Source organism: Sphaerimonospora thailandensis (assembly GCF_016863115.1).
In the GTDB taxonomy this organism is placed as follows: domain Bacteria; phylum Actinomycetota; class Actinomycetes; order Streptosporangiales; family Streptosporangiaceae; genus Sphaerimonospora; species Sphaerimonospora cavernae.
The window spans coordinates 32,635-48,658 of the sequence record NZ_BOOG01000039.1; the positions used below are offsets into that span (position 1 = coordinate 32,635).

Genomic DNA, 16,024 nt, shown 5'->3' on the forward strand with positions numbered 1-16,024 from the left:
GCGGTAGCCGTACCATTTGAGGACCCGTAGTCTTCGGATGGGAGTCCGCCCATGCCCGCGCTCAGATCACGTACGGTCACGCACGGCAGGAACATGGTCGGTGCCCGGGCGCTGCTCAGGGCCACGGGAGTGGCGGGCAGCGACTTCGGCAAGCCGATCGTCGCGGTTGCCAACAGCTTCACCCAGTTCGTCCCCGGCCACGTGCATCTGCGCGAGGTCGGCGACGTGGTCGCCGCAGCGGTCCGGGAGGCCGGCGCCATCCCGCGCGAATTCAACACGATCGCGGTCGACGACGGCATCGCGATGGGTCATGGCGGCATGCTCTACTCGCTGCCGTCCCGGGAGCTCATCGCCGACGCGGTCGAGTACATGGTGAACGCCCACTGCGCCGACGCGCTGGTCTGCGTCTCCAACTGCGACAAGATCACACCGGGGATGCTGCTCGCGGCCTTCCGGCTCAACATCCCGACGGTCTTCGTGTCCGGCGGCCCGATGGAGGCGGGGAAGACCCCCGGCCGCAAGCTCGACCTGATCGACCCGATGATCGCCGCCGCCGACGACAGCGTCTCCGACGACGAACTGCTCGCGATGGAGGAGAGCGCCTGTCCGACCTGCGGCTCCTGCAGCGGCATGTTCACCGCCAACTCGATGAACTGCCTGGCCGAGGCGATCGGCCTGGCGCTGCCCGGCAACGGCACGACGCTCGCCACTCACGCGGCGCGCAAGACGCTGTTCGAGAAGGCCGGCCGCGCCGTGGTGGAGATCGCCCGGCGCTACTACGAGCAGGACGACGAGACGGTCCTGCCGCGGAGCATCGCCGGCCGTGACGCGTTCGAGAACGCGATGGCACTCGATGTGGCCATGGGCGGTTCGACCAACACGATCCTGCACCTGCTCGCCGCGGCCCGGGAGGCCGGAGTCGACTTCGGGCTCAAGGAGATCAACGAGGTGTCGCTGCGGGTGCCGTGCCTGTGCAAGGTCGCCCCGGCGACTTCCAAGTACCACGTCGAGGACGTCCACCGCGCCGGCGGCATCCCCGGCATCCTCGGGGAGCTCGACCGGGCCGGTCTGCTCCACCGCGACGTGCCCACCATCCACTCGGCGTCCCTGGCGGACTGTCTGGCCGAGTGGGACCCGAAGTCGCCCGGGGTCACCGACGAGGCGATCGAGTTGTGGCACGCCGCCCCCGGCAACGTCCGCACGGTCCGGCCCTTCTCTCAGGAGGCCCGATGGGAGACGCTCGACCTCGACCGCGCCGAGGGCTGCATCCGTGACAGGGAACACGCCTACACCCAGGACGGCGGCCTCGCCGTGCTGTACGGCAACCTGGCCCAGGACGGCTGCGTGGTGAAGACGGCAGGCGTCGACGAGTCGATCTGGCGGTTCTCCGGTCCGGCCGTGGTGTTCGAGTCCCAGGAGGAGGCGGTCGAAGGCATCCTGGGGAACAGGGTCAAGCCCGGCGACGTGGTCGTCATCCGCTACGAGGGCCCCAAGGGCGGCCCCGGCATGCAGGAGATGCTCTACCCGACGAGCTTCCTCAAGGGCAAGGGCCTCGGCAAGGCGTGCGCGCTCGTCACCGACGGCCGGTTCTCCGGCGGGACGTCGGGCCTGTCCATCGGGCACGCGTCGCCCGAAGCGGCCGAGGGCGGCATCATGGCCCTCGTGGCCGACGGCGACATCATCGAAATCGACATCCCGGGCCGATCGATCGAACTCAGGGTGCCGGAGGAGGAACTGGCCACCCGACGGGAGCGGCTGCTCGCGGACCTCGGCGGCTACCGCGCCCGTGACCGGCACAGGCCGGTCTCCGCCGCGCTGCAGGCGTACGCGGCGTTGACCACCTCGGCCTCAACTGGAGCCTCCCGCGACCTGTCCCAGCTCTCCCGTTGACCACCCAACCCGTGATCTTGCAGTTGATTCGCAAGATCACGGTGGGGTGTGGCCGTGGGGTTAGAAGTCGATTACGTGTTCGGAAAAGCCCGATAGCGTGTTCGGAAAAATGTCAGTGCTCGCCGTTATCGTCAAGGTATGGCCAACGTCACAAGGCATTCGCTGACAGCGGCGGAGATCGCCGCACTCGCCCTGTCACTCGCCCATCTCGGGGCAGGCCCGCAGTCCGTCACCGCCCGCCGCGGGCTGCGTCACGCATTCGACCACCTCGACCTCGACGACGACGTCATCGCCACCACCCTGGCCACGCTGACCACACCGCTTCCGCCCGATGTGGCCAGGCGGGCGAGGCTGATGGCGAACGCCGTCACCGCCCGGCTGGTGATCCGCCTCCAGTATCTCGACGCTGCGGGCCATCTCACGATCCGCGACGTCGAGCCGGTGACCTGCCTGGTCCATCGCGAGTTCTGGTACCTGGTCGGCTGGTGCCGCCTCCGCCGCGGGATCAGGGCATTTCGATTCGACCGGATAGTCGCGGTCGAGCCCACCGATCTCCCGGCCCGGCCGCACCTGCCCGAGCGCTATCTCCCCTTCCAGCGCCGTACGGCCAAACGCCGCAAAGCGGCCTGACCGGTCACCCGGAGATCACCCGCAGCAGCCACCGCCGCAGCAGCCACCGCCACCGCCACCGCCACCGGAGGGGCGCGGAGCGGGGGCTGCGGCGGCCCGCCCGGTCACCGCGACCATGGACAGCAACTTCACGGTGTCGTCGTGGCCTGCCGGGCAGGCGGCCGGGGCGTTCGCCTCTGCCATCGGCCGGTTGAGTTCGAAGGTGGATCCGCACGCACGGCAACGGTAGTCATAGCGAGGCATGCTCACAGGGTACGGCGTTCGCCGGGTCTCTAGGTGAAATGGATCGTGGCGTGGTCGGCGACCGGGAGGAAGCCCAGCTTCCGGTAGACGGAGTTCGACGTGGGGTTGGCGAGATCGGCGAACAGCAGCACCTCGGCGGCCCCCTCGTCCATCACCTTCCGGCTGGCCGCGTGGGTCACGGCACTGCCGTACCCACGGCGGCGGAACTCGGGAGGTGTGTAGACGGGCCCGATCCTCGACATGCCCGCGATGGGGGTGGAGGCGGCTGCCAGCGCCACGCACCGGCCGCCGTCCTCCCACCAGAGCAGCTCCGCACGATTGATCTTCGCCGAGGCGACCGGGGTGGGATCGGCGCCGACGTCCACATCGGCCTCCGCCTGGAACTCGCGGAACCACTGGGCGGCCTCGTCCAGCTCGCCGATGGTGGCCGTACGGGCCTTGCCAGGGACGGCGCACGGCGCGAGCGCGCCGAGCCGGTAGAGGCGTTCGACACTGCGGTGCCGTTCGGGCCGCCACCAGTCCCGCGCGAACGCCTCCGCCGCGTTCAGCGGGCCGCCGACCGCGCCGACCACCCGTTCCCTCTCGATCAGCTCCCGGACCAGCAGAGACAGTGCGGGCGAGGGCACGTCACCGATCCGCAACGGGTAGGGCGGCGTGTGAACGACCACACCGGCCACCGACCCGTCGTCGTCTTCGAACCAGCCCATCAGCGGGTCCTCCGCGTACTGGCCTGCACGCAAACCGCGTAACACGGTCAGCGAGACCGTGTTACGGACCGGGTCGCGCAGCAGCCACGGCTCGACCACCGCCGCGAACTCCTCGACATCCCTGGTGAACGTCCACCTCATGACGACCGGCCTATCATGCCGCCGGCCGGGCGAGGTAGGGCGCCCACTGGGGATCGCCGTCGAACTGCGCGCCGATGAGCCGCCAGTGCACTCCGCGTGGCGCCGCGGGCGTCACGTGCAGGGTCCACCCCAGCTCTTCCAGCAGCTTGTCCGCCTTGTGGTGGTTGCACGGCATGCACGAGGCGACGCAGTTCTCCCACGTGTGGGGGCCGCCCTTGGACCTGGGTATCACATGGTCGATCGTCTCGGCCCGCTGCCCGCAGTAGGCGCAGCGGAAGTTGTCCCGGCGCATCAGCGCGGCCCGCGTGAGCGGGATGCGCGTGCGATAGGGGATGCGCACGTAGCGACGCAGCCGGATCACCGAGGGGACGTCGAACGTGCAGGTGGCCGAGCGCAACACCGCGCCGTGCCCGTCGTGGTGCACGACGTCCGCCTTCTCCCTCAGCAGCAGGACGACCGCCCGGTGCAGGGAGAGCGTGGTCAGCGGTTCGTAGGTCGCGTTGAGCAGCAGAACTTGGCGCATCAGCCGGCCTCCCCGACAATTCCGGCTGTGCGCCTTGGTTGTTGGGGCCCCGCCTTTTGGGACCCGGATGCTTCCGTCACAGGGACCTCCGCCGGACGGCCCAGCGGATCGTCACCACGGCACCGCCCTTTCCCCAAGAGTGTGGCCTGCACGGCGTCCGCTCCGCCACCCCATAAACGCACCACGGGGTTGACGACCGGGACGCCTGCTGCTTCTTATTCCCAGCCGATCATCCATTTACGCCCGGCTTGGCCGGGTTCGGACGGCGGCCGCACCAACCACGACCCGGGCGCCGCAACTGTTCTAAAGTTCCAGCATGACGCGACTGCCGTACCCGCCCGCCCGCCGCGACGACATCGTCGACGACCTGCACGGGACACCGGTGCCCGACCCGTACCGCTGGCTGGAGGATCCGGACGATCCGGCGACCAAGGAGTGGCTGGACGCACAGGACGTGCTGATGCGCGCGGCGGCTCTGCCGGGCCGCGAGCGCTTCCGTGACCGCGTCGCCGAGTTGCTGCGCTCGGGATCGGTCGGCACGCCCGCGTGGCGTGGTGAGCGCCGGTTCTTCACTCGCCGCACGCCCGACCAGGAGCATCCCGTCCTCTACGTGGGCGAAGGGGACGCCGAGCGGGTGCTGCTCGACCCGATGGCCCTCGATCCCACCGGGCTGACCACACTCGACTCCTATCAGCCCGACAAGGAGGGCAGCCGGCTGGCGTACCAGATCTCGGTGGGCGGCGACGAGGAGTCGCGCCTGTTCGTGATCGACGTGGCGACCGGCGAGGTCGTCGAAGGGCCGATCGACCGGTGCCGCTACTCCCCCGTCGCGTGGCTGCCCGGCGGCGAGGCCTTCTACTACGTACGCAGGCTGGCGCCCACCGAGGTCCCGGCCGGCGAGGAGCAGTTCCACCGCCGGGTCTACCTGCATCGCGTCGGGACCTCCACGGACGACGACGTGATGATCTTCGGGCAGGGCCTGGAGAAGACCAACTACTACGGCGTCTCGGTCTCCCGCGACGGCCGCTGGCTGTCGATCTCCGCCTCGCGCGGTACGGCCCCCCGCAACGACCTGTGGGTGGCCGACCTGTCGGCCTCACCGGTCGACACGCCGGAACTGGTCACCGTGCAGCAGGACGTGGACGCCCAGACCGGGCTGCACTTCGGCCGCGACGGGCGGCTCTACGTCTTCACCGACCTGGACGCTCCGCGCGGGCGGGTCTGCGTGACCTCGCCGGAGACGCCTACCCGGGAGCACTGGCGTGACCTGATCCCCGAAGACGCGGAGGCCGTGCTCACCAGTTTCGCGATCCTGGATGACAGCGCCGAGGTCGACGCCGCGGACCATGTCCTGCTCGTCGGATGGACCCGGCACGCGATCTCCGAGGTCACGATCCACGCCATGGACAACGGCGAGCGGATCGGCGAGGTCCCGCTGCCCGGACTCGGCTCGGTCGGCGCGCTGATCGAGCGTCCGGAGGGCGGCCATGAGGTCTGGTTCAGCTACACCGACAACATCACGCCGACGACCGTCCACCGATTCGACTCGAAGACCGGCGAGACCACGCTGTGGGAGGCCCCGCCGGGCGCGGTCGAGGTGCCCGAGGCCCACACCGAGCAGGTCGTCTACCGGTCAAAGGACGGCACCGAGGTCCGGATGCTCGTCGTCTCCCGCCAGGGGGACTCCGGTCCCAGGCCCACGATCCTGTACGGCTACGGCGGCTTCGGCATCTCGATGAACCCCGGCTTCTCGGCCTCCGCGCTGGCCTGGGTCGAGGCCGGCGGCGTCTACGCGGTCGCCCAGCTGCGCGGCGGCGGCGAGGAGGGCGAGCAATGGCACCGTGACGGGATGCTCGCCCACAAGCAGAACGTTTTCGATGATTTCCACGCCGCGGCCGAGCATCTGGTCACCGCCGGCGTGACGACTCCGGATCGTCTCGCCGTCTCCGGCGGCTCGAACGGCGGTCTCCTGGTCGGGGCGGCGCTCACCCAGCGACCCGATCTGTACGCGGCCGCGGTCTGCTCGGCGCCCCTGCTCGACATGATCCGATATGAGCGCTTCGGTCTCGGGGCGACCTGGAACGTCGAGTACGGCTCCGCCGAGATCGCGGAGGAGTTCGGCTGGCTGTGGGGCTACTCGCCCTACCACCACGTCCGTGAGGGGGTGACCTATCCCGCCACGATGTTCACGGTCTTCGCCTCCGACACGCGGGTGCATCCGCTGCATGCCTGGAAGATGGCGGCGGCGCTCCAGCACGCCCAGTCCGGCGACCGCCCGATCCTGCTGCGCAACGAGGCCGAGGTCGGCCACGGCGCACGGGCGGTGAGCAGGTCCGTCGACCTCATGGCCGACCAGCTCGCGTTCATCGCGGGCCACACGGGCCTGGACGTGTAGGTCCCGTCCCCGCCAGCGGTCAGCGGGGGAAGGTGATGGTCTTGTGGCCGTCCAGCAGCACGCGGTGCTCCGCGTGCCAGCGGACGGCCCGGGCCAGCGCCTGGCACTCGAGGTCACGGCCGATCGCGGCGAGGTCCTCCGGTGAGTGGGTGTGGTTCACCCGAGCCACCTCCTGCTCGATGATCGGACCCTCGTCGAGATCCGGGGTGACGTAGTGCGCGGTGGCCCCGATCAGCTTGACACCCCGCGAGTACGCCTGGTGGTACGGCTTGGCGCCCTTGAACGACGGCAGGAACGAGTGATGGATATTGATCATTCGACCGGCCAGCTTGGCGCACATGTCCTCCGACAGCACCTGCATATACCGGGCGAGCACCACCATGTCGGCCCGGTAGTGGCCGACCAGCGTCAGCAACTCGGCCTCCTGCCGGGCCTTGGTCTCCGCCGTGACCGGCAGGTGGTGGTAGTCGATCCCGTACGACTGGGTGAGCGGCCGCAGGTCGGGATGGTTGGAGGCGACGGCCACGATCTCGATGGGCAGCAGGCCCGAGCGCACCCGGTAGAGCAGGTCGTTGAGGCAGTGGCCGAGCTTGCTCACGAGCACCAGCGCCCTGGGTTTGACAGCGAGGTCGAAGATCTCGAACTCCATGCCGAATTCGGTGCCCAGCTCCGGGCCGAGCGCGGCGAAGGCCGTACGGAGCTCGTCGATGATGCCCGGTCGGCCCGCGAACTGGATCCGCATGAAGAACCGCTCCGCCACCGGGTCGCCGAACTGCTGGCTCTCGATGATGTTGCAGTCGTGGCGGGCCAGCAGTCCCGAGACCGCCGCGACCACTCCGGGGCGGTCCGGGCAGGACAGGGTCAGCACGTATTCAGCGCTCATGCTTCGATCCTCAACGACTTCGATCCTCGGCTGCGGGGTGCGGCTTCCGTCCGTCCAAGGGTAGAGCCACCAGTCGCCTCGCCCGCCCGGTGGTGCTTCCCGCCCCGCGTTCACCCCGCCTTTTCGTGGCGTTCCAGCGCGAGCCGAATGTCCGGGTCGTCCGGCGCGAGGGCGTGCGCCCGGCGGAAGTCCCGTCCGGCCTCGTCCACCCGCCCCAGGTCCATCAGCGCCGTGCCCCGATTGAAGTAGAGCGCCGCGCCGTCCTCTTCAGACCGCCCGAGCGCGATGGCCCGGGTCAGATCCTCCACCGCGCCCGCCGCGTCGCCGGTCTCGTAGCGCAGGATCGCCCGGTTCGCCCAGGCCGAGGCGAGCCGCGGATCCGCCCTCAGAGCGGCGTCGTAGGCGGACCGCGCCTCGGTGAACCGTCCCGTCACGGCCTCCAGCTGACCGAGCACACCGTGCAGGTGGGCGTTGCCGGGATCGAGAGCCAGCCCCGCGGCCACGTCGCGCCTGGCCGCCTCGTGCTCGCCGAGCATCTCCAGCAGCCCGGCCCGGTTGACGTACGCGTCGAGATATCCCGGATCCAGCTCCAGCACGTGGTCGAGGTCGGCCCTGGCCCGTTCCAGCTCTCCGGCGGCCAACCGGACCTCGGCGCGGTTGTAGTACGCCTCCGGCAGCGGCGGGCTCATCCGCATCGCCGTCTCGTAGTCGGCCACGGCGTCATCCACCCGGCCCAGCTCGAACAGCAGGTTCCCCCGGTCCAGATAGTGATCGGGGAAGGCGGGATCGATGGCGACGGCCCGGTCGAAGTCGTCCAGAGCCTCGGTGGTCCGTCCCATCCGCGCGAGAAGTTGGGCCCGGTTGGCGTACAGCACCATCCGGTGCACGGGATGGGCGCCTGGGGGAAGCTCCCGCCGCGCGAGGTCGAGTGCCGACTCCACCAGGCTGAGAGCGGCCTCGGCTCTCCCCTGCCGCAGTTCGATCAGTGCCCGGCCGTTCCGGTCGAACCCGAGCTTGAAGGCCCGCTCCCGGTGGTCGGGCAGCAGCGTGGAGATCGCGATGGCCTCGTTGATCCAGCCGGTGGCCCGGCCCAGATCACGCTGTCGCGGGTCGGGGTGGCGGGCGTCCAGCATGGCCGTGCCGTACGCGGCGGCGGCATGCACGGCGGGCTCCTCGCTCCCCCTCCTGGCCTGGTCCCACAGCTCCAGCGCGCGGTCCCGCCGACCCAGCCCGGCGAGTGCGGTGGCGGTTCGCTGCGTGAAGCGCCACCACAGATCGGAGCCGGGCGTGGCGAGCGCCAGGCCGCGCTCGCCCAACTCGGCTACGGCGTCGAGGAAACCCTCCCTGACGCAATGGTCCACCGCCGCCCACAGCACGCCGAGCGCCGCGTCCCGGTCGCCACCGCGCTCGAGATGGTACGGCAGGGCGCCCAGCGCGAACACCGGCACCTGTTCGGGATCGGCCCCCAGCCCGGCGGCCTCCAGTTCGGCGGCGCGCCGGTCGTGCCGGCGTGCCCGTTCATCGGCGGGCAGCGCGAGATACGCCTCGTACGCCGCTGGATCGTCGCAGGTGCCGTCGGACTCGATGTACTCGGCGGCGCGATCACCGGCGCGATCACAGGTGTGGTCCTCGCTGTGATCTCCGGTGTGGCCGTCGGGCTTCCTGCTGCCGGCATCCACCTCGACCAGCTCCGGTGTCGATCCAAATGCCGGAGATCCCAATGCCGGAGATCTCGGTGCCGGAGACCCCAGTGCCAGAGTTAGATCCTCCACCCGCCGGGCCAGCACCCGCAGCAGCTCGAGGTCGGTCGGGTCGGCCTGGTGCACGTTGTCGGCTGCCAGCGTCCAGGTGCCCGGAAGGCATTCGCGCAGGCATCCCGCGACGAACTCCGCGATCCCGTTGGCGATGCGCAGCGTCCGCCGTGGTGCGGGGACCAGGATCCGCTCGGCTTCCGGAACACGTGCCTCGATGGTCTCCCTTCGAGCGGGCACCAGCGGGCGCAGATCCGGAGCGGCCGCGCGGATCTCGATGTCGTGCGCGGCGACGAGCCCGGGAGAACGCGCCAAGGCGATCGGCACCAGCGCGCGAAGGACGACACCGCCGATCGTGTACGGACCACACAGCCGACGGTGCCCGTTGACGACGGGCATCACAAGGGGTGGCAGCTCCAGGGATCGGAGTGCCTGCACACGGTCATGGGAAAGGACTCCCCTGACCCAGACATGGTGGCGGCGGCCCTTCACCCCTTGTGGATTACGCTCGACGTGCCGGTGAGCTTCACCGTTCCGGGCTTGCGGATGATGATCTTCTTCATCGTGCCTCTCTCCTACAGGATCGGAACCAAGGCACAAGTATCGATAACCATCCGCAATTCGCCAAGAAGGGGAAGCATTATCTATCTATAGAAAACGGTGCAACCACGACATTCAACTGTTTTTCGCCATATACCACGACCGTGTCTCCGCGGATCTCGCGGTGCAACTCGCGCCATCCCGATTTCCGGTACAGCTCGACCGCCGCCACCTGACGCAGCGTGGTATCGCCGCGCAGCACCGAGTAGCCCAGTCGGCGGGCGCGGTTCTCGAGCGCCTCGGCCATCTGCGAGCCGTAGCCGCGCCGCTGATGATCGGGGTGAACCCGGAGGCGACACATTTCAGCGGTCTCGTCATCGATGCGGCGTAGCCCGCCCATGGCGATGATCCCCGAACCGATCACCTCTCCGACCAGGAACTCGCCCCGGTCGGCCAGGTATATCTCGGTGATCCGCGGAAAGTCGTCGTCGTAATAGACGCCGTCGCCCGGCATGAGACCGACCTGCGCGAGGCCGATCTGGTGCAGGGCCCAGACCGCGTCGAGGTCCGACCACCGGTACCGGCGGATCCTGAGCCGGGGCGTCATGCCCCGCTCGCGGTACGCCTGACGACCTTGCGGGAGTTGACCAGGTCACGGAAGTCATTGAGCAGGGGGCTGTCGCCGTACTTGGAATGGACGGCCTTGATGAGGTCGTGTGCCGGGCGGAGCATCAGGTCGGTGCAGTAGTCGGGTTCGATCGCCTCGATCGCCTCCCGCCCCATCTTCAGTGCCGCCTCCATGTCACCCTCCAGGTGCCGGCACAGGGCTCGGTCGAAGCGGATGAGGGTCTGGTCGAGCAGGTCTTCTCCGGTGTATTTGCCGAGCGCCTGCTCCAGCATGACGTCGGCTTCCAGCGTCTGGCCCAACTGCACCAGGACGTCCCCCTGATAGAAGTAGAGCTGCCGCTCGGTGTAACCGAAGGCCGGGTCCTCCTGATCGCTCGCGTTCATCTGGGAGAACGCGGCCCGGGCCCGGTGCAGCGCCCGCTTGGCCTGCTCCACCACCTCATGTCGGGGGCCGGAGGCGCTCGTCATCTTGGCCAGGGCCCTGGCCTCGACGACCGGCGCCATCGTCCTGGCGGCACAGGGCGTCTGTCCGGCCAGATCACGGCTCTTCCTGGCCAGGCTCAGTGCCTCGCGCGGATCTCCGTAGTAGAGCGGGACCAGAGCCTCCCGGGCGGTGACCCACGCACGCAGCGCGCGGTCACCGGTCTCGTCGGCGGCGATCCGGCCGGTACGGAAGAACGACCGGGCCTGGCGATGATCACCCAGATCGATCATGATCATCCCGGACAAGCCGGCGAGCTGGGCGGCCATCTTGCACAACCGCTCCTGCATCTCGATGGGCTGACGACTCTCCAGCACCCTGCGCACCGCCGAGAACTCCAGCAGCACGTCGCAGAGCAGCCGCAGCGGCTGGGTGTTCATGTACTGCCGGCCGAAGCCGTTCGTGGTCTGCTCCCAGTGATCGAGCATCGCCGGCGAGACGGTGGAACTCACAATCGTCTGGTCCATCCGCCGCCGAAGGCTCTCCACCGCACCGAGCACCTCGCTGTCCGGCGCGGGCGCGGGGTCGACGCCCCCACCGCCCCCGACAGCCCCACCTGCGCCGACGGCGCCGACACCGCCGACGAGGAGCTGCAGCAGCGTCCTCCGTAGCACGTTCTCGTCCTCCTCACCCCCGTTCGCGGAGGAGTCACCGCCGTCTGACGGAACCCGCGTCTCACGCGCACCGGAGGAATGGTCAAGTCGTTCGTCTTGTGAGCCCCCGCTACCCGCGGCCTCCGTGATCATGTGGCCGTGACCGCATATGCATGGGCCCTCGAACCCGAGGGCGAGCGGTTCGACCCGGTAGACCGAGCACAGGTAGTGGAGATATTCCGGGCCAGGGCGCTTCATGCCCGACTCGTATGCGGACAGTAGCGTCTCGCCGATCCCGGGGACGGGTTTTCGGTCTCTTTCGAAGAGGGCGCGCACCTGCTCGATGACGTCCGCCAGGGCGATGCCGTTCGAGAGGCGATGAGCTTTGATCCTCGTCGTCCCGAACTGCGGCTCGCACCCCTCGTAGATCTCCTGGGCGATCACGGCCGGAACACGGCCCGCGGCGAGGCCGCGCGCTCGGATCCGACGCGCGATCTCCGTCTCCTTGTGTTGCCTGCCGGACATTCCGGCCCCTCTCTCACGGCCGGGCCGCGTTCGCAGCCCAACGTTTCCCGACCGGTCTCTGCTCGTGACGCTGAGTAGCGACTCCATCGCACTCTGCCCACACAATAATGATGGACCAAACTTGGCGCGGCCAAGTCTCCACTTTGGACGAGCTGACTAAGGATCGTCTCCCCACTGGGGGTTTCTTTCAACCGAGTTGGGGATTCCCTTCACCTCAGCGGCTCTGGGGCCCGTTGACCCGTTCCGTTTGGTGAGTCATCTTGGGCAGGCCGAAGATGCAGAGCGGCGATCACAAACCGGTCGTCAGCCGAAATGAAGGAGGACTTCAGGTGGGAGAGGATGATTTCCGGCGATTGGAACATCTGGTCTCCGAACTGGACGCCCGGGGCCTGATCGCCCGCGTCGTGCGCACCCCGGCGGGTCGCGCCTACGTCCGAGTCATCAATCCGGAAGCGACCAGCCTCACCGAGAACGTCGTCTGCCAGGCGACCGACTACTGGTGGTCGTGGGGCGAGCGGATGCACCGGGCGGACGACCCCGCCGGAGCGGCCACGAAGGTCGCCCGAGTGCTGGCCGCGGTGGGCGAGTAAGGAGTGTCCAAGGATGCTCTCCGCGCATGCGGGGATGCGTCCGCGCAGCCACACGGACACGCCGCCACCACCGCGGCTCCCGGGGCCGGCGAGACGCCCGGTGCGGAGCGTTCCCAGGCCGTTCCACCACGTCCTGGCGGGGAACGTTGCGGCGTCACGCCGGCCCCGTACACCCATGAACCACCGGTACGGCCTGCCGTACCGGACGGACCGCCGTCCGAGCCGGCCCGGGGAGTCACCGGGACGCGGGGCGGACGGCCATCGGGGGGATCCCCCTCTCGGAGAACGGCGACGGACGCGCTTCCGGGTGCGCGTCCCAGCTCTGCCATCCGTCACCGAAGCACGCCCGCTGTCCGGGTCGTCCCGGGCGGCGAGCGCGCTTCCGTCTCCCCGGCGATGTGACGGGGGCCGGTCCGGTCGGCACTATGGGGAAGGCTTACCTTCCTGTTGCCTGTCCGTACCGATCCGAGGGGGATCCGCTCCGTGCTCTTCCCGTTGACGTCGTTCCCGCTGACGTCGTTCCCGCTGACGTCTCTGACGCCCAGCCCCGACCCGAACGACATCGGCAATGCCGGTGAGACGATGAAGACCGTGACGGCGGCCTGCGAGAAGGGCCAGGGGATCTTCTGCGCGATCCTCAAGACCTCGTTCCCCGGCCAGCGATTCCCGGCCTGGGTGCAGCTCGTGGCCGGCTTCACCGACACTCTGATCGCCCTGACCCTGATCCTGATCGGGGCGCTGATCGTACGGAACATCGTCCACCGGTTGATCACTCGGGTTACCCTCCGGGCGAGCACCGGCGTGCTGCCCGAGCGGCTGCGCAACCGCGCTCTGCTGGTCTCGGACGCGAGCGCGGCCATCCTGAGCGAGCGCCGCAGGGCGCGGGCCGAGGCGATGGGTTCCGTGCTGCGCAGCGTGTCGTCGGTGCTGATCCTCGGCACGGCCGCGCTCATGATGCTCGGCAAACTGAATGTGGCGCTCGCCCCGCTGCTGACCAGCGTCGGCATCCTCGGCGTCGCCGTCGGCTTCGGCGCGCAGGAGCTGGTCAAGGACTTCATCGCGGGCATGTTCATGCTGCTGGAGGACCAGTACGGCGTGGGCGACGTGATCGACACCGGCTCGGCCATCGGCACGGTCGAGGCCGTCACCCTGCGGATCACCCGCCTCCGCGACGCCGACGGAAAGGTCTGGTACGTGCGCAACGGCACGATCAGCCGGGTCGGCAACGAGTCCCAGGGCTGGTCGAGGGCGCTGGTCGACGTGCCCGTGCCGTACGACTCGGATCTGGGCGCGGTGCGCGACCTGCTGAAAGGCATCGCGACCGGGCTGTGGGAGGACCCCGACTTCCACCAGAAGCTGATCATCGAGGAGCCGGAGGTCTTCGGGCTGGAGCAGCTCTCCGCCTCGACCGTGATCTTCCGGGTCACCGCCAAGACCGCCCCGGTACGGCACGAGGAGGTCACCCGCGAGCTGCGGCTGCGCGTCAAGCGGGCCTTCGACGAGAGGGCCCTGGCCTTCGCCGGCTGACGGCGCGTTTAACCTACCAGTCGGTAGCTGACCTAGGCTGAGACCGTGACGAGCGAGCAGACCGAGTCCTTCTATGACGCCGTCGGAGGCGAGGAGACCTTCCGGCGGCTCGTCCACCGGTTCTATGAGGGCATCGCGACCGATCCGTTGCTGCGCCCGATGTACCCCGAGGATGACCTCGACGGGGCCGAGGAGCGGCTGCGGTTGTTCCTGATCCAGTACTGGGGCGGCCCGAACACCTACAGCGAGCGCCGTGGCCATCCGCGGCTGCGCATGCGGCACGTCCCGTTCGTCATCGGGGAGCGTGAGCGCGACGCCTGGCTGGGGCACATGCAGGACGCGATTCATTCGCTGGAGCTGCCGCCGGAGCGGGCGGAGCAGCTCTGGAAGTACCTCGTCTACGCCGCCTACAGCCTGGTGAACGCATAATCCACTCGAGTGCCGGGCAGCCACTCGAACATGGAAGAGACCCCCTGGTGGCGCGACGCCGTCGTCTATGAGATCTACGTACGCAGCTTCGCCGACGCCTCGGGTGACGGTGTGGGCGACCTGGCCGGCATCCGGGCTCGCCTGCCGTACCTCGCGGACCTCGGCGTCGACGCGATCTGGCTGACCCCCTTCTATCCCTCCCCGATGGCCGACGGCGGGTACGACGTGGCCGATTATCGCGACGTGGATCCGCTGTTCGGGTCGCTCGCCGACTTCGACGCCCTCGTCGCCGACGTCCACGCGCACGGCCTGCGGCTGATGGTGGACGTCGTGCCCAACCACAGCTCCTCGGCCCATCCGTGGTTCCAGAAGGCTCTGGCGGCCCCCAGGGGCTCCCAGGAGCGCGACCGGTACATGTTCCGGGACGAGCCGAACAACTGGCTGTCCACGTTCGGCGGACCGGCGTGGACCCGGGTGCCGGACGGACAGTGGTACCTGCACCTGTTCGCGCCCGAGCAGCCCGACTTCAACTGGCGCAATCCGGAGGTGCGCGCGGAGTTCCTCGACATCCTGCGCTTCTGGCTCGACCGCGGGGTGGACGGCTTCCGCATCGATGTGGCGATGGGGTTGATCAAGGCGGAGGGGCTGCCGGACACCGGTCCCGGCTTCCGCTCCGGATCGCCGATGTGGAGCAGGCCCGGGGTACACGACATCTATCGGGAGTGGCGCCGCGTCCTCGACTCCTACCCGGGCACACGGGTCGCCGTCGGCGAGGTCTGGACCGACTCCGCCGACGACCTCGCGCTCTACGTCCGCCCCGACGAGCTGCACCAGAGCTTCAACTTCGCCTGGTTGGAGGCCCCGTGGTCGGCCACGGCGTTCCGGAAGGTCATCGACGACACGCTGCGCGCGATGGCGGCGCCGACCTGGGTGCTGTCCAACCACGATGTCGTACGGCACCGCACCCGCTACGGCGAGGGGTCACTCGACCCGTCGGCGGGGCTCGACCGGGCCAGGGCCGCGCTGCTGAGCATGCTCGCCCTCCCCGGGTCCGCCTACCTCTACCAGGGGGAGGAACTCGGCCTGCCCGAGGTGACCGACCTGCCGCCGCAGGCCCGCCAGGATCCGATCTTCAAGCGTTCGAAGGGCGAACTACCGGGCCGGGACGGCTGCCGGGTGCCGCTCCCGTGGTCCGGGACGGCCCCGCCGTACGGCTTCGGCGGCGGCGGGTCCTGGCTGCCGCAGCCGGACGACTGGGCCGAGTCGACGGTGGAACGGCAGATCGCCGATGCCTCGTCGACGCTGTCGTTCTACCGGCGGGCCCTGGCGGTCCGCCGGGACCTGAGAGGCACGCTGCCGGACGCGATCGAGTGGCTCCCCGCTCCCGGCGACGCGTTGTTCCTCCGGCGCGGCCGGCTGACCTGCGCCATCAACTGCGGGGAGGATCCCGTACGGCTCCCGCCGCACGAGCACGTGCTGATCTCCAGCGGTCCCCTCGACGGAATGGACCTGCCGGCGGACACCGCGGCCTGGTTGACCGGCCGCTGAC

Annotated in this window: 14 protein-coding genes; 7 read left to right on the plus strand and 7 right to left on the minus strand. The window is 69.4% G+C overall.

The annotated features are described in order from the left end of the window. Positions 1–51: 51 nt before the first annotated feature. Positions 52–1,890, plus strand: a complete 1,839-nt coding sequence (gene ilvD / locus Mth01_RS20025; RefSeq protein WP_204017431.1) for a dihydroxy-acid dehydratase — start codon at positions 52–54, stop codon at positions 1,888–1,890. A gap of 138 nt (positions 1,891–2,028) precedes the next feature. Then, complete coding sequence (locus Mth01_RS20030) at positions 2,029–2,520, plus strand: helix-turn-helix transcriptional regulator (protein WP_204017432.1); 492 nt, start codon at positions 2,029–2,031, stop codon at positions 2,518–2,520. Positions 2,521–2,535: 15 nt separating this feature from the next. Here the strand turns inward: Mth01_RS20030 and Mth01_RS20035 are convergent, their stop codons facing one another. Genes Mth01_RS20035 through Mth01_RS20045 form a run of 3 tightly spaced genes read right to left on the minus strand, consistent with a single transcriptional unit; the run spans position 2,536 to position 4,134 of the window. After that, positions 2,536–2,763, minus strand: coding sequence for an FmdB family zinc ribbon protein (locus tag Mth01_RS20035; protein WP_204017433.1), 228 nt, complete (start codon positions 2,761–2,763; stop codon positions 2,536–2,538). Positions 2,764–2,792: 29 nt separating this feature from the next. After that, the gene (locus Mth01_RS20040) at positions 2,793–3,611 is read right to left on the minus strand and encodes a GNAT family N-acetyltransferase (RefSeq protein WP_204017434.1); all 819 of its coding nucleotides are present in this window, start codon (positions 3,609–3,611) and stop codon (positions 2,793–2,795) included. A 13-nt stretch (positions 3,612–3,624) separates the two neighbouring features. Then, positions 3,625–4,134 carry an HNH endonuclease gene (locus Mth01_RS20045; RefSeq protein WP_204017435.1) on the minus strand — a complete coding sequence of 170 codons (510 nt, stop codon included), beginning with the start codon at positions 4,132–4,134 and terminating at the stop codon, positions 3,625–3,627. Positions 4,135–4,450: 316 nt separating this feature from the next. Here Mth01_RS20045 and Mth01_RS20050 point away from each other — a divergent pair, with 316 nt between their 5' ends. Next, the gene (locus tag Mth01_RS20050; protein WP_204017436.1) at positions 4,451–6,529 is read left to right on the plus strand and encodes a prolyl oligopeptidase family serine peptidase; all 2,079 of its coding nucleotides are present in this window, start codon (positions 4,451–4,453) and stop codon (positions 6,527–6,529) included. Positions 6,530–6,548: 19 nt separating this feature from the next. On the opposite strand, the gene purU is transcribed toward Mth01_RS20050, so the two are convergent. From purU to Mth01_RS20070, 4 genes are all read right to left on the minus strand, one after another. Then, positions 6,549–7,412, minus strand: a complete 864-nt coding sequence (gene purU / locus Mth01_RS20055; RefSeq protein WP_204017437.1) for a formyltetrahydrofolate deformylase — start codon at positions 7,410–7,412, stop codon at positions 6,549–6,551. 110 nt (positions 7,413–7,522) lie between these two features. Continuing rightward, positions 7,523–9,601: a tetratricopeptide repeat protein gene (locus tag Mth01_RS20060; protein WP_239089835.1), complete on the minus strand. Its 2,079-nt coding sequence runs from the start codon at positions 9,599–9,601 to the stop codon at positions 7,523–7,525. Positions 9,602–9,803: 202 nt separating this feature from the next. Continuing rightward, positions 9,804–10,310 carry a GNAT family N-acetyltransferase gene (locus Mth01_RS20065; RefSeq protein WP_204017438.1) on the minus strand — a complete coding sequence of 169 codons (507 nt, stop codon included), beginning with the start codon at positions 10,308–10,310 and terminating at the stop codon, positions 9,804–9,806. Next, positions 10,307–11,929 (minus strand): helix-turn-helix transcriptional regulator, encoded by a 1,623-nt coding sequence (locus Mth01_RS20070; protein ID WP_204017439.1) that lies wholly within the window; start codon positions 11,927–11,929, stop codon positions 10,307–10,309. The genes Mth01_RS20065 and Mth01_RS20070 overlap by 4 nt, the downstream gene beginning before the upstream one ends. Before the next feature lie 329 nt (positions 11,930–12,258). On the opposite strand from Mth01_RS20070, the gene Mth01_RS20075 reads away from it, so the two are divergent. From Mth01_RS20075 to Mth01_RS20090, 4 genes are all read left to right on the plus strand, one after another. Then, positions 12,259–12,519, plus strand: coding sequence for a hypothetical protein (locus tag Mth01_RS20075; protein WP_204017440.1), 261 nt, complete (start codon positions 12,259–12,261; stop codon positions 12,517–12,519). A 483-nt stretch (positions 12,520–13,002) separates the two neighbouring features. Beyond that, positions 13,003–14,046, plus strand: coding sequence for a mechanosensitive ion channel family protein (locus Mth01_RS20080; protein ID WP_239089836.1), 1,044 nt, complete (start codon positions 13,003–13,005; stop codon positions 14,044–14,046). Between the two features lie 45 nt (positions 14,047–14,091). Next, positions 14,092–14,475, plus strand: a complete 384-nt coding sequence (locus Mth01_RS20085; protein ID WP_204017441.1) for a globin — start codon at positions 14,092–14,094, stop codon at positions 14,473–14,475. A 30-nt stretch (positions 14,476–14,505) separates the two neighbouring features. Beyond that, positions 14,506–16,023 carry a glycoside hydrolase family 13 protein gene (locus Mth01_RS20090; RefSeq protein WP_204017442.1) on the plus strand — a complete coding sequence of 506 codons (1,518 nt, stop codon included), beginning with the start codon at positions 14,506–14,508 and terminating at the stop codon, positions 16,021–16,023. Position 16,024 lies beyond the last annotated feature (1 nt).